Annotated in this window: 12 protein-coding genes; 10 read left to right on the plus strand and 2 right to left on the minus strand. The window is 38.4% G+C overall.

The window, feature by feature from the left end; all coding sequences use genetic code 11:
• The first annotated feature begins 328 nt into the window (after positions 1-328).
• From trpB to BUC21_RS08830, 8 genes are all read left to right on the plus strand, one after another.
• Complete coding sequence (trpB, locus tag BUC21_RS08795; protein ID WP_073401328.1) at positions 329-1,513, plus strand: tryptophan synthase subunit beta; 1,185 nt, start codon at positions 329-331, stop codon at positions 1,511-1,513.
• 13 nt (positions 1,514-1,526) lie between these two features.
• On the plus strand, positions 1,527-2,933 hold the full coding sequence (locus BUC21_RS08800) for an anthranilate synthase component I family protein (RefSeq protein WP_073401330.1): 1,407 nt from the start codon (positions 1,527-1,529) through the stop codon (positions 2,931-2,933).
• A gap of 14 nt (positions 2,934-2,947) precedes the next feature.
• Positions 2,948-3,520 (plus strand): anthranilate synthase component II, encoded by a 573-nt coding sequence (locus BUC21_RS08805; protein WP_073401332.1) that lies wholly within the window; start codon positions 2,948-2,950, stop codon positions 3,518-3,520.
• A 150-nt stretch (positions 3,521-3,670) separates the two neighbouring features.
• A complete protein-coding gene (trpD, locus tag BUC21_RS08810) occupies positions 3,671-4,666 on the plus strand; it encodes an anthranilate phosphoribosyltransferase (RefSeq protein WP_073401334.1) in 996 nt (331 codons plus the stop codon).
• A 5-nt stretch (positions 4,667-4,671) separates the two neighbouring features.
• Positions 4,672-5,454 carry an indole-3-glycerol phosphate synthase TrpC gene (gene trpC / locus BUC21_RS08815; RefSeq protein WP_073401336.1) on the plus strand — a complete coding sequence of 261 codons (783 nt, stop codon included), beginning with the start codon at positions 4,672-4,674 and terminating at the stop codon, positions 5,452-5,454.
• Positions 5,455-5,463: 9 nt separating this feature from the next.
• Positions 5,464-6,072, plus strand: coding sequence for a phosphoribosylanthranilate isomerase (locus tag BUC21_RS08820; protein ID WP_073401338.1), 609 nt, complete (start codon positions 5,464-5,466; stop codon positions 6,070-6,072).
• 24 nt (positions 6,073-6,096) lie between these two features.
• Entirely contained in the window at positions 6,097-6,870 is a 774-nt protein-coding gene (gene trpA / locus BUC21_RS08825) for a tryptophan synthase subunit alpha (protein ID WP_073401340.1), read from the plus strand.
• A 164-nt stretch (positions 6,871-7,034) separates the two neighbouring features.
• Complete coding sequence (locus BUC21_RS08830; RefSeq protein WP_073401343.1) at positions 7,035-8,072, plus strand: asparaginase; 1,038 nt, start codon at positions 7,035-7,037, stop codon at positions 8,070-8,072.
• A gap of 7 nt (positions 8,073-8,079) precedes the next feature.
• Here BUC21_RS08830 and BUC21_RS08835 read toward each other — a convergent pair whose 3' ends face one another.
• Positions 8,080-8,421 carry a hypothetical protein gene (locus BUC21_RS08835; RefSeq protein ID WP_139261358.1) on the minus strand — a complete coding sequence of 114 codons (342 nt, stop codon included), beginning with the start codon at positions 8,419-8,421 and terminating at the stop codon, positions 8,080-8,082.
• 185 nt (positions 8,422-8,606) lie between these two features.
• On the opposite strand from BUC21_RS08835, the gene BUC21_RS08840 reads away from it, so the two are divergent.
• Positions 8,607-9,920 (plus strand): NAD(P)-dependent oxidoreductase, encoded by a 1,314-nt coding sequence (locus tag BUC21_RS08840; protein WP_073401347.1) that lies wholly within the window; start codon positions 8,607-8,609, stop codon positions 9,918-9,920.
• Positions 9,921-10,039: 119 nt separating this feature from the next.
• Here the strand turns inward: BUC21_RS08840 and BUC21_RS08845 are convergent, their stop codons facing one another.
• A complete protein-coding gene (locus BUC21_RS08845; protein WP_073401350.1) occupies positions 10,040-11,338 on the minus strand; it encodes an NAD(P)/FAD-dependent oxidoreductase in 1,299 nt (432 codons plus the stop codon).
• A gap of 484 nt (positions 11,339-11,822) precedes the next feature.
• Here BUC21_RS08845 and BUC21_RS08850 point away from each other — a divergent pair, with 484 nt between their 5' ends.
• Complete coding sequence (locus BUC21_RS08850; RefSeq protein ID WP_083547660.1) at positions 11,823-14,159, plus strand: LruC domain-containing protein; 2,337 nt, start codon at positions 11,823-11,825, stop codon at positions 14,157-14,159.
• The last annotated feature ends 92 nt before the right edge of the window (positions 14,160-14,251 follow it).

Below are 14,251 nucleotides of genomic sequence, written 5' to 3' on the forward strand. Positions count from 1 at the left end.
ATCCTACTTATAGATTATTCAAAATCAAGCTAAATAGGTTAAAAGAATAACTCAAAAAGAAGAAAATATATCAAATTCAAAAAAAATATCGCAAAATGTTTGCAGATTAAAACAAAGTATATAAATTTGCACCCATCAAAACAAAATGAGAATGAAAACAATTTTAGTAAATGCATGTTGGTGGCGCTTCTTACAACCTCGAAAGTCGTAAGGAAGCAGTACTCATGTATATATACTAAATAAATTCAAAGGATATTATCAGAGGCCTGTCGCACTGCGACGGGCCTCTTTTTTTTATGCAAAATTAGAAACTAAAAAATAAAAAGTGATGAAAACGTATTTAGTCAACGAAGAAGGTTATTATGGTGAATTTGGTGGAGCTTATGTTCCTGAAATTCTTTACAAGTGTGTAGAAGAATTAAAAAACAACTACCTGGATATTTTACAAAGCGAAGACTTCAAAAAAGAATTCAATGCTTTACTCAAGGATTATGTAGGACGCCCTTCCCCACTCTATTTGGCTAATCGCCTCTCGGCAAAGTATGGTTGCAAAATTTATCTGAAAAGAGAAGACCTGAATCACACTGGAGCACACAAGATTAATAATGCTATCGGTCAGATTCTGCTTGCAAAGCGTTTGGGCAAGAAGCGAATTATTGCTGAAACCGGAGCCGGTCAACACGGTGTGGCAACAGCTACCGTATGTGCACTGATGAACATGGAATGCATTGTTTACATGGGCAAGACAGATGTTGAACGTCAGCAACCAAATGTTCAGAGAATGAAGATGCTGGGTGCTACCGTTTGTCCGGTAACTTCAGGAAATATGACTTTAAAAGATGCTACCAATGAAGCTATACGCGACTGGTGTTGTCATCCTTCGGATACCTATTACGTTATTGGTTCTACCGTAGGACCTCATCCTTATCCTGATATGGTTGCCCGTCTGCAATCCGTTATCAGTGAAGAGATCAAGAAACAATTACTGGAACAGGAAGGACGTGATTATCCCGATTACCTGATTGCCTGTGTTGGTGGCGGAAGCAATGCTGCAGGTACTATTTATCATTATGTCGACGACAACCGCGTAAAGATTGTACTTGCCGAAGCAGGTGGTAAAGGTGTAGATTCCGGAATGTCGGCTGCTACTATCCAATTGGGAAAGATGGGAATTATTCACGGAGCACAAACGTTGGTTATGCAAACTGAAGACGGACAGATTGAAGAACCATATTCTATCTCTGCAGGATTGGATTATCCGGGAATCGGACCATTTCACGCTAACCTTGCTACCGAGAATCGCGCTACAATTCTTGCTATTAATGATGACGAAGCAGTGAAAGCAGCATTCGAGCTTACTCAAATTGAAGGAATTATTCCGGCGCTGGAATCTGCTCATGCACTGGGTGCTCTTAGCAAAGTAAAGTTTAAACCGGAAGATGTGGTGGTATTAACCGTTTCTGGCCGTGGAGATAAGGATATGGATACTTATATTGGATTTTTGAACGACTAAATATTAAGATAAAATGAAAACATATAATTTTAAAACTATAAGCAAAACAGTACTGAGCGACTTGCATACTCCGGTAAGTGTTTACCTGAAAGTACGGGACATTTATCCTGAATCGGCTTTACTCGAGAGTTCTGATTTCCATGGAAATGTAAACAGTCACTCTTACATTGCCCTGAAACCGTTGGCAAGTATCGGAGTAAACAGCAATGTATGTACTACTCGCTTCCCTGATAATACAGAACTAAAAGAAAACATTTCGGATGAGTTTACTGTATCTGATGCAATGAATAGTTTCATTGGTAAACTAAATGTAACGGGCGAAGATAAAAACTACTGTGGTCTGTTTGGTTATACATCTTTCGATGCAGTACGTTACTTCGAACACATTCCGGTTCCGGAGTCTCATGATGCAAAAAACGATGCACCCGACTTACTATATATACTATATAAATATGTGCTGATCTTTAATCACTTTAAAAACGAACTAACCTTGGTAGAGCTTTTGCAGGATGGCGAAAGCAGCAATATTGAAGAATTGGAAACAATTCTGGAAAACCGTAACTTTGCTTCCTATAACTTCTCAACCAAAGGCCCGGAAAGAAGTCCTATTACAGACGAGGAGTACAAATCGTACGTACGCCAGGGAGTAGCTCACTGCCTTCGTGGAGACGTTTTCCAGATTGTACTTTCCCGCAGATTTGTTCAGCCATTTACTGGTGATGACTTTAAAGTTTACCGCGCTCTTCGTTCCATCAACCCTTCTCCTTATTTGTTCTACTTCGATTTCGGCGGTTTCCGCATCTTTGGTTCCTCTCCCGAAACACACTGCAAGGTAACAGATAATATTGCAAGCATTGATCCAATAGCAGGAACAACCCGTCGCACCGGAGATGTAGCAAAAGACAAAGAATTAGTAGAAGCTCTTTTGGCCGATCCGAAGGAAAATGCAGAACACGTAATGCTGGTAGATCTTGCCCGTAACGATTTGAGTCGCAATGCTCACAACGTAAAGGTAGATTTCTATAAGGAAGTACAATATTACAGTCACGTTATTCACCTGGTATCTCGCGTAAGTGGCGAACTCAACAAAGGTGCCGATGCAGTTAAGACATTTATTGATACTTTCCCCGCCGGAACTCTTTCGGGTGCTCCAAAGGTAAGAGCTATGCAGCTTATCTCTGAGATTGAAAAGCAAAGCCGTGGAGCTTACGGTGGTTGCATCGGATTCATCGGTCTGAACGGCGATTTAAATCAGGCCATCACTATCCGCTCTTTCGTAAGTCGGAATAACGAATTGTGGTATCAGGCCGGAGCCGGAATTGTTGCCAAGAGCAATGACGAGTACGAACTTCAGGAAGTAAACAACAAACTAGGTGCACTGAAAAAAGCAATAGATCTGGCTAGTTCATTAAAAAACTAAACACACAAAAGACAATGAAAAAGATACTTATATTAGATAATTACGACTCTTTTACCTACAACCTTCTTCACCTGGTAAAAGAACTGGGATTTACTGACATAGAAGTTCATCGTAACGATAAAATAACGCTCGACGAGGTGGACAGATTCGATACAATTATCCTTTCACCGGGACCGGGTATTCCCGAAGAAGCAGGTATTCTGCTGCCACTCATTAAGCGTTATGCACCTACTAAGAAGATTCTGGGTGTTTGTCTGGGACATCAGGCTATCGGTGAAGCTTTCGGAGCCAAACTTGAGAACTTGAAAGAGGTATTCCACGGAGTAGAAACTCCTATCAATGTATTAAAGGAAGATTCACTCTTCAGCGGATTATCAAAGGAGATTACCGTGGGACGTTATCACTCATGGATTATCAGCAAGGAAAATTTTCCGGAGGAACTGGAAATAACAGCCGAAGATAAACAAGGAGAAATCATGGCAATCCGTCATAAGAAGTACAACGTGAAAGGAATTCAGTTTCATCCGGAATCGGTACTTACTCCCAAAGGACACCAAATTATCAGTAACTTTTTAAATAAGGAATAACAGAAAAACATTGCCCGGTATATCTTTAAAAATCATTGGGCAATAGTTCTCCGATTATTCACCTATAATTTTTATTTATTGGCGAATGGATTTTATTTATTGGCGATAAAATCCAGAAGCTTTGAAACAAAGATTTAAATAAATAACGAAATGAAAAATATACTATATAAGCTCTTTGAGCATCAATACCTTAGCCGTGAAGAAGCTAAAGAGGTTCTTCAGAATATATCTCTGGGAAAATACAACGATTCGCAAGTAGCATCGCTCATCACTGTCTTTATGATGCGTAACATCTCTGTTGATGAAATGCTGGGCTTTAAAGAAGCAATACTTGATATGCGCGTTGAAGTTGACCTTTCAGAATACAAACCTGTTGATATTGTAGGCACAGGAGGTGATGGTAAAAACACATTCAACATCTCAACAACCGCTTGTTTTATATTGGCCGGAGCCGGTTTCAATGTAGTGAAACACGGAAACTATGGTGCAACTTCGGTAAGTGGAGCCAGTAATGTAATGGAGCAGCACGGAGTAAAGTTCACCGCTGATGTAAACAAGCTGCGCGAAAGTATGGATAAGTGCAATATAGCTTATTTGCATGCACCGTTATTCAGTCCGGCAATGAAAGCTGTTGCTCCCATCCGTAAGAATCTGGGGGTACGTACCTTCTTTAATATGCTTGGTCCGCTGGTTAATCCTGTTATGCCTACTTATCAGTTGCTGGGAGTGTACAACTTACCTTTGATGAGACTTTACAGTTATGCTTATCAGGAAAGCGGAAGTAAGTTTGCAGTAGTACACAGTTTAGACGGATACGACGAGATCTCTTTAACCAGCGATTTCAAAGTAGTAGACTCTACAAGCGAAAAGATTTATACTCCGGAATCGTTCGGATTTAAACGTTGCACTGAAGCCGATCTCTACGGAGGCGATACTCCAGAGGAAGCTGCACAAATATTCGACAATGTGCTGAATAACAAAGCTACTGATGCACAAAAGAATTGTGTGATTGTTAATGCAGCTTTTGCCATTCAGGTTATTTGTCCGGAGAAAAGCATCGAAGAATGCATTGCCACTGCACGCGAATCACTCGAGAGTGGAAAAGCGATGGCTAAGCTTAAACAATTTGTTGAACTAAACAGTTAATATCAATGAAAGATATATTGATGGATATCATTGAAGCCAAGCGGGCAACCATCTGTGAACAAAAGAAAGCAATTTCTCTTGCCGCACTTCAGGATGGAGCTGCCGAGAGCAGGAATATGTTCTCCATGCGTCAGGCTTTGGCTAATTCTTCTAGTGGCATTATTGCTGAGTTCAAACGCAAATCGCCTTCAAAAGGTTGGATAAATAAAGATGCCTCTCCGGAAGAAGTTACTGCTGCCTATGCAGCAAACGGAGCTTCAGCACTCTCAATCCTGACAGATACTCCGTTCTTCGGAGGAAGCCTGAAGGATTTGCGCGATGCTCGTCCGGGAGTAAATATTCCTATTCTGAGAAAGGATTTCATCATTGATGAATATCAGCTTTATCAGGCTAAGATTGTTGGAGCAGATGCAATTCTTCTTATTGCCGCCGCACTGGAAAAAGAGGAATGCGCTTTTCTGGCAGGAAAGGCACACGAGCTGGGACTGGAAGTATTGCTTGAGATTCATAGTGAAAAGGAATTGGAGTATGTAAACAGCACCATCGATATGGTTGGAGTCAATAACCGGAACCTGGGAACATTCGTTACCGACATAGAGAATTCTTTCCGCCTTGCCAGTGCACTACCAAAGGATACTTTGCTTGTGTCCGAAAGCGGAATTTCATCTCCCGATACGGTAAAGAGATTACGTGAAGCCGGATTCCGCGGATTCCTTATCGGTGAAAACTTTATGAAGACAGACAATCCGGGAAAAGCGCTCGGAGAATTTATCAAACAGCTTAACTAATAGAAAGAGATGCTAATCAAAGTATGTGGCATGAGAGATGCCGGGAATATAACTAAGGTAGAAAGTCTGGGTGTAGATATGATCGGACTCATTTTCTATCCGGGCTCTTCCCGATATGTGGCCTGCCCTCCATCCTATCTTCCGGAAAAGGCAAAAAGAGTGGGAGTTTTCGTGAATGAAACAGAAGAGGTAGTATTAGCTTTGGCCGACAAATTTTCTTTGAATTTTATACAACTTCACGGAACAGAATCACCTGATTATTGTATATCTTTGCGGAACAAAGGATTGAATCTGATAAAAGTCTTTTCCGTTGCCACACCTGACGATCTGAAAGCAACTGAGAAATACGAAGGACTTTGCAGTTACTTTCTCTTCGACACGAAATGTGAGGGACACGGCGGTTCCGGTAAACAATTCGACTGGTCGGTACTCTCCCATTATCACGGACAGACACCTTTTCTATTAAGCGGAGGCATCTCAGCCCAAAGTGTAGAAGACGTGAAGACTTTTAAGCATGAACGTTTTGCCGGAATAGACCTTAACAGTCGTTTCGAAATATCTCCCGCATTGAAAGATGTAGAGATGCTTAGCAGGTTTATCAAAGAATTAAGAAAATAAAACGAGCATAAAAAACTAAAAACTATGAATAGAATTAATCAGTTACTGTACAGCAGTACAAAAGGTATCCTTTCTGTTTATTTCACTGCCGGTTATCCTAACCTCGACGACACAGCCACCATTATCCGTGAACTGGAAAAAAAGGGAGTTCAGATGATTGAAATCGGAATTCCTTTCAGCGACCCTATGGCCGACGGTCCCGTTATTCAGAACGCATCAACTCAGGCTTTAAGTAATGGAATGACGCTAAAGCTCCTTTTCGAGCAGATAAGAGACATTCGTCACCATGTAAAAATTCCACTTATCCTGATGGGTTACCTAAACCCAATCATGCAATATGGTTTCGAAAGCTTCTGCCGTAAATGTGTGGAGTGTGGCGTTGATGGAATGATTATCCCCGATCTTCCTTTCAAGGACTATCAGGAAAAATATAGAATCATAGCCGAGCGCTACAACCTGAAAATAATTATGTTGATTACTCCCGAAACCAGCGAAGAACGCATTCGAATGATTGATGAGCATACAGACGGATTTATCTACATGGTATCTTCAGCAGCCACAACCGGTGCCCAGAACGAATTTGATGCAGAAAAGAAAAACTATTTTAAGAGAATAGAAGCCATGAAGCTGAACAATCCTCGTCTTATTGGATTTGGTATTTCAAACAAAGCAACCTTCAAGGCTGCCTGCGAGCATGCTTCGGGAGCTATTATCGGAAGTAAATTTGTAACCCTGCTGGGCGAAGAAGAAACTATTTCTGCAGCAGTCGACAAACTTATTGCCCAACTGAAAGATTAACAACTAATATTGTTACTCTGAAAAAAGATAGAAATTAACGCAGATTACCCTGTTTTTAGAACAAACTAAACAAGTTGGATTCAAAGAACAGTGTAATCTGCGTTTTTTAATGAATTATGTTGAAAGAATCACTATCTTTGCGCCGTAATTAACAACACAACTTTATGATCACAAAATATCCTTCAGTATTGTTAATCTACACCGGTGGAACCATTGGTATGATTCAGAACTCGGAAACCGGTGCGTTAGAGAATTTCAACTTCAACCACCTGATGAAGCATGTTCCCGAACTTAAAAGATTCAACTACCGTATATCTTCCTATCAGTTCGATCCACCAATTGATTCATCCGACATGGAGCCGCAAGCCTGGGCTAAGCTGGTAAAGATCATCAATTATAACTATGATAATTTCGACGGTTTTGTTATTCTTCATGGTACAGACACCATGGCTTATACAGCCTCTGCTCTCAGTTTTATGCTCGAGAATCTAAGTAAACCGGTCATTCTTACAGGATCACAGCTCCCTATCGGAGTGCTTCGCACCGACGGAAAAGAAAATCTGATAACCGCCATAGAAATTGCAGCTGCAAAGATAGACGGAAAAGCAATAGTACCCGAAGTGTGTATCTTCTTCGAAAACCACCTGATGCGAGGAAACCGCACCACAAAAATAAATGCAGAAAACTTCAACGCTTTCCGTTCATTCAATTATCCGCCTTTGGCACGCGTAGGTATTCATATCAAATATGAACCATCACGAATACTTAGGCCCGATGACAGTAGACCATTAAAACCACATTTCCTGTTTGATTCAAACGTGGTTATTCTCACTTTATTTCCGGGAATACAGGAAAGCATTGTATCGTCTATTCTACATGCTCCGGGATTAAAAGCTGTTGTCCTGAAAACCTTCGGATCAGGTAATGCACCTCAGAAAGAATGGCTTATCCGGGAACTGTCTGAAGCTACAAGTCGTGGCATTATTATTGTAAACATCACTCAATGTTCTTCCGGAGCAGTGGAAATGGAACGTTATGGAACAGGACTTCAGCTACTACAAACAGGCGTAATCAGTGGATACGACAGTACGGTAGAAAGCGCAGTAACTAAATTAATGTTCCTGGTTGGACACGGATATAGCAGCAAAGAAATCCGCTATTTCATGACCACTTCTATTGCCGGAGAAATAACCAGAGATTAATAATAGACTATTCGTCCAAATCCCTGTATTTCACTTCATCTCTCAGCCAGTAGGAAAGACAGCTTCCCAACCATAGCCCGAAAAGGAAGAAAAATACTGTAAAGCAAACACTGCTCACCTTTATATCTATCAGATACAAAGCGAGTATCAGTGCAACATACCCCCAGAAAAGCCAGGTTATAATTGCACGCCAATTGTGGTATAGAGTATATAATATCTTGTTTATCATAAAGCGTTTCAGAAAATCAATATTGTTCAGTTCAATTGTCAATGATGCAAATTTAAATAAATAAATTGAAATCCGGCAATCCTCAGCAATATTATGCCACCCCCCCTCTTCTGCCATCATCTTGTAAAAAATATAATTCCGGTATTTTTGCTCTTTTATGAAAAATAAAGCTCTTTTGCTATCCATATATTACAAATATAGCATATATTTGCACAGTTTTTGCAAAGTATAGTTTGCAAAACAATATCAAATCAGCAAACTAAGACAATAAACTAAGGAAAAAGATTAAGGTATAACAAAAGCCTATGGAGTCAAAAGATTTAAAATTCGAGGAAGTCAACGAAGGTTTCAGCATTAAGGAAGCGGTTGACGAAGCAAAAAGATGCTTAAACTGCAAAAATCCTCTTTGCGTACAAGGATGCCCCATTGAGCACAACATCCCCGGGTGGATTCACCAGTTGTCTATGGGAAACATGGGCGGCGCAATGAGCATTATCAATGAAAAAAGTAACTTACCTGCTGTCTGCGGACGTGTTTGTCCTCACGAAAGACAGTGTGAAGGACATTGCATATTAAATAAAAAACAGAACCCTATACGAGTTGGCAAACTGGAGCGGTTTATTGCCGACTTTGACAGCGACATGAAACTTATCCGCGAAAAGTTGCCTCAGAAAAACCGCGGTAAAGTAGCCATCATTGGTTCCGGTCCTGCCGGACTAACCGTAGCAGGCGATTTAGCTCGTGATGGTTTTAATGTAGTAATCTACGAAAGCGAACCCGAACTTGGCGGTGTGTTAATGTATGGTATTCCGGAATATCGCTTACCCAAAGAAGTTGTAAGAAGAGAAATCCGCAAAATAGAAGGACTTGGAGTTACCTATATACCAAACTTTATAGTTGGCCAAAACACTACAGTCGATGAAATGTTCGATCAAAAGAATTTTGATGCAATATTCATAGGTACAGGAACTGCAAAACCAAAGACAATGAATATCCTCGGCTGTAATCTGAAAGGAGTAATTCAGTCTTCATACTTCCTTAGAATTGTCAGTTTATGCAACAGCGACAGTATCGACAAGAGCGAAGTACCAGTAAAGGAAGGAGATGTTGTAGGTGTAGTCGGTTGCGGAAACGTGGCTATGGATGCAGCCAGAACAGCACTTCGTATGGGAGCTAAAGAAGTCTACGTTATTTATTACAGAGACTTGAAAAACATGACGGCACTGAAAGCAGAATATAACGAAGCACTGGAAGAAGGAGTACAATTCTTATGGAATACAGATACTCAGGAATTCCTTGGTGAGCGAGGTCGTTTAAAAGCTATCAAAGCTATGACCAGTGAAGGAGAAAAAATAATCCCAATGGATAAAATTCTGTTGGCCATCGGTTCACAACCGGCAAACCGTATTGTATCAACCACATCAGGAATCAATGTCGACGAAAGAGGATATGTAATTACTAAAGAACGCCCTTATGGTATGACCACCCGTAAAGGTGTCTTTGCCGGCGGAGATGTAGTCAACACACCTCAGACTGTAGTACTTGCCATGCGAGATGCAAAAAAAGTAGCAGCAGGTATTGCTCAGTTTGTTGATGCTAAAAAATTACTCGAAGAATAATATCTTTCTTTAATCATGAATAAAAAATAAAGAGGTAGTTTCACACATTGAACTACCTCTTTATACTTTTAAGTCACAAAACAATCAAACGATTATTCTGAATTTATCTGATATACTAATTAATTTACTCCCTTTGGTCTCTTTACTCTTTTAGCAGCCATAATCAAACGGATAGACTTATCATAAGTAAGATAACCCCATACCCAGTTAACCAAAACCATCACTTTATTTCTTATCCCCAGAATAGAACGCAAGTGAATAACCAGCCAGATAATCCAGGCAAACCAACCATGCATTTTCAGTTGATTAAAATCGGCCACAGCTTTATTTCTACCCACAGTAGCCAATGAACCAAGATTACGGTAATGGAAAGGTTTTAACTTCTTACCCTTTTCCATATTCTTCAAGTTAGAAGCAAGTAAGTCGCCTTGCTGTATAGCTACCTGAGCCAATTGTGGATGTCCGTTAGGATAATCTTTCTCAGCTGTCATTATACAAACATCACCAATGGCAAATACATTATCCAGACCAATAACCTTATTATGCTCATCCACCTTAATTCGTCTTCCTCTTCCAAGGAATTCCGAACCAATATTATCAAAAGAAGTACCTGTTACACCACTCACCCAGATAAAATTACGAGTAGGTATATCCATTCCGTTATCAAGAATTACTTTTCCTTCTCTATAATCCTGCACCAAAGTATTCAGCATCACATTCACTCCCATTCCTCTTAAGAATTTTTCTGCATTAGCCGAAGCCTGAGGAGACATAGCACTAAGCAATTTAGGAGTAGCTTCAATCAGGTAAATATTCACCTTATGAACCTCCATCTCTGGATAATCTTTAGGAATCACAAATCGTTTCATTTCCGAAAGAGCACCAGAAACTTCAACACCAGTAGCACCACCACCCACAATTACAATATTCTGCAAAGCCTGTCTTTCTTTAAGATCAGCAGTAGTGAGAGATCTCTCCAGATTGGCAAGCAAGATATTACGCATGCTCATAGCCTCTTCCACAGTTTTCATTGGCAATGCCACATCCTCAATATTCTGATTTCCAAAGTAATTAGTTTCTGTTCCCGAAGCAATTACCAGATAGTCATATTTTAGCTTACCAATAGATGTCTCTATCAGATTCTCTTTGGCATTAACTCCTGTTACATCTGCCCAACGGAAATAAAAATCTTTTCTTTTCTGGAAAATTTTACGGAAAGGGAAAGCAATGGAACTTGGTTCCAATCCGGCCGAAGCCACCTCGTAGATCATAGGAAGGAACTGGTGATAATTGTTTCTATCGACCAATACAACCTGAAATCCACTATTACATAACTTATTTGCAAGTTTCAGACCACCAAATCCACCACCTACAATTACAACACGTTTTTTACCTACACTCGGTACATTAAAATCCATAACTGTTACCTATTATTATGTTAATCCTATTAAAAACAAATTATCCCCCAATATAGTTTTTAACCGATCTTTGTAACGTATCGGGTGCAAAATTAGTTGAAAAATATATGAAAAGCAAATAAAATAAAAAAATGTTAATGCTATTTCTTCATTTATTTCAAAAAATAGCAGAATAGAGCTACAATCTGTAACCTGATATTCATCTAAAAAATTCAAAAGCGATATTTTTGGCTAAAAAAACTTTCATAGCAATATTTATTAATGAACCAACAGTCACAAACCAGCCATTTACAAGTATTTAAAAAAGAACTATCATTATTCAAAACAACTAATTTATGTTAATTAATGATTTAAAATTAAGACAAATTAGTAAAAATAGATTTAATATATATACATTTGCATGAATTTAGAATAAATATAATTATATCATTTTTACTAGAGAGTAATAAAAGAGTGTTCAATAGATTATTGGAATAAGTATAATATGAAAACGACGACAAAAAAAATGATGGCATTAGCAGCCATCACATCAGCCTTTTTACTAACGGGCTGTCAAAAAGATCTCTATGATCCGAATTATGATGGAAATGCAATTATCTCAGGAATCCCTGACAGTTTCAACTGGTCTACAATTTCTTCTGTTAATCTTACGGTTAACGTGAATGATCAATACAATGGAGAATATTATTATACAGTTGAAGTATATGATAACAATCCTTTGTTTAATACAAATGCAAAATTATTAACTAAAGGAGTCGCAAAAAAGGGTGAAGCCTATGCTTCAGCATTCTCTATACCTCAGAATCTTACTACATTATATATTCAACAAACGAGTCCAACAGGGAATAGAGAAGTTAAAATGCTCACAATCACATCCGGCTCTTTAACATGTGATTTTAGCACTGCAGTATCTGTAAAAAGTTCATCTGCAACTACCCGTTCAATAGCAACTAAAGCAGAAACTTTCATATATACTACTTATACAGAACCAGCTAAAGCCACTGTAATTGGTAGCACCAATCACATTATTGCAACAGGAGGAACTTACATAGTTGACAAAGACTACACTGGTGATATTACTTTCCCTGGAGAAGGAAATGCGACATTATATATAAAAGGAACGTGGACTAACACAGCTAGTTCTTTTACATTACAAGGAGGAATGAACATAATAGTACTAAACGGAGGAGAAATAGCTACAAATACAGATCTATCAATAACAGGAAGTAGTAATCCTTCAATTGTTGTTATGCCTGGTGGTAAATTTAATGATCCAAACAATAAAAATATCGCTATAAATTTCGATACCAATGGAACAATTATCAATCAGGGAACATTTAATATTCAAAAATTAACTTTGCCAAGTTCAGCATCATTACACAATAATGGTACGATGTCAATGGACGAATTAATAATAAATAGTGCTAATACTGTAGTAAATGATAATATTCTTACTGCTGGAAAAATGGACTTGACTAATGGAACAATAACCAATAATAGTGAAATGATTATTAATGGAGATGTAACTACTAACGGAACCAATATTAACAACAGCGGAAGCTTTACTGCTACAAACATGTCCTTAGGTGGAGGTATTATTACAAATAATTGTAAAATTGTTATAAGCAACAAACTTTCCACATCAATGCAAAAACCCACTTTAAATATGGGTTCAGGTTCTTGGCTACAAGCTAAAGAACTTAATGTTGGATCGCTAGAAGCAAATATGAATAGTGCTTCTATCTTCTACATTTCAGATATAGCAACATTTTCAAATAACACTTCCTTTAATGGAACAGGCGATGCATACGCCCTACTTAAAATGAAGTCAGTAGTAATATCTGGGAATTGGGATCTATTATCATATAATGGAAAGCTTAAAGTCGAAGCAGATAATCATGATTCTCATTACACTTTAAATAGTGGAGCTACTATTTCTAAATTAAATGAAGCAGAAATAACAATACCTTCTACACCTTGTACAGATGGAAACACACCTGGTGGCAAAACTCCTTCCAATCCAACTTTCCCTATTGTAATAAATACCAATAGTTATTATACTTATACAATGGAAGATCAGTGGCCCTATTATGGAGACTATGACATGAATGATATCGTTGTTACAATTACACCCCAATATAAAACAGACAATAAAGGCTACGTAGAAGAAATGACTATTATAGCAAAATTAAAAGCTATTGGTGCTACAAAGTCTTTAGGTGCAGCATTCCAACTAGATAAAGTTGCAGCTAATAATGTTACCAATGTCATTTATTCACCAACCTCTACAGATAAATCCGTATTTGAAGTTACAGGAACAAATGTAGAAAAAGATCAGGCATTAGCTGTAATACCTTTATTTGATAATGCGCACAGTTTCCTTGGATCTTCAGGAATTACAAATACTTCTACAGGAAGTCAAAGTATTCCAGTTAAAACCGTTGAGGTTACTATTACTTTTAACAAGAAAACTGTCATAAAAGATAATTTAGATGTTAAGTATTTAAATTTCTTTATTGTTACAGATAAACAAAAAACAAATAGAACAGAAATACACCTTGCTGGATACAATCCTACAGACAAAGTGAATGCAAGCTTATTTGGAACAGGAAACGATTCATCTAGTAGCACAACTAAATACATTAGCAAATCGAACCTGGTTTGGGGTATGGTAATACCTGATGATTTCAGTTATCCAGTAGAAAACACAAGTATCTTAACTGCATACCCAGACTTTAAACCATGGGCCGTTTCTGGTGGAACAACTAATACAGACTGGTATAATTCTTCCAAAGCAGACAGTCAATATATCTACAAATAAAGAAATTATTTACCAAATAATAAAAGAAGAAAGAGCGAGATTAATTTCTCGCTCTTTCTTCTTTTATAAATAATGATAATCAAATTTATACT

This window comes from Bacteroides luti, from assembly GCF_900128905.1.
GTDB classification, from domain to species: domain Bacteria; phylum Bacteroidota; class Bacteroidia; order Bacteroidales; family Bacteroidaceae; genus Bacteroides; species Bacteroides luti.

What these genes read in the sequence shown, in the direction of transcription:
- trpB (WP_073401328.1), top strand. Translation starts at nt 329, where the DNA reads ATGAAAACGTATTTAGTCAACGAAGAAGGTTATTATGGTGAATTTGGT.
- BUC21_RS08800 (WP_073401330.1), top strand. Translation starts at nt 1,527, where the DNA reads ATGAAAACATATAATTTTAAAACTATAAGCAAAACAGTACTGAGCGAC.
- BUC21_RS08805 (WP_073401332.1), top strand. Translation starts at nt 2,948, where the DNA reads ATGAAAAAGATACTTATATTAGATAATTACGACTCTTTTACCTACAAC.
- trpD (WP_073401334.1), top strand. Translation starts at nt 3,671, where the DNA reads ATGAAAAATATACTATATAAGCTCTTTGAGCATCAATACCTTAGCCGT.
- trpC (WP_073401336.1), top strand. Translation starts at nt 4,672, where the DNA reads ATGAAAGATATATTGATGGATATCATTGAAGCCAAGCGGGCAACCATC.
- BUC21_RS08820 (WP_073401338.1), top strand. Translation starts at nt 5,464, where the DNA reads ATGCTAATCAAAGTATGTGGCATGAGAGATGCCGGGAATATAACTAAG.
- trpA (WP_073401340.1), top strand. Translation starts at nt 6,097, where the DNA reads ATGAATAGAATTAATCAGTTACTGTACAGCAGTACAAAAGGTATCCTT.
- BUC21_RS08830 (WP_073401343.1), top strand. Translation starts at nt 7,035, where the DNA reads ATGATCACAAAATATCCTTCAGTATTGTTAATCTACACCGGTGGAACC.
- BUC21_RS08835 (WP_139261358.1), bottom strand. Translation starts at nt 8,421, where the DNA reads ATGATGGCAGAAGAGGGGGGGTGGCATAATATTGCTGAGGATTGCCGG.
- BUC21_RS08840 (WP_073401347.1), top strand. Translation starts at nt 8,607, where the DNA reads ATGGAGTCAAAAGATTTAAAATTCGAGGAAGTCAACGAAGGTTTCAGC.
- BUC21_RS08845 (WP_073401350.1), bottom strand. Translation starts at nt 11,338, where the DNA reads ATGGATTTTAATGTACCGAGTGTAGGTAAAAAACGTGTTGTAATTGTA.
- BUC21_RS08850 (WP_083547660.1), top strand. Translation starts at nt 11,823, where the DNA reads ATGAAAACGACGACAAAAAAAATGATGGCATTAGCAGCCATCACATCA.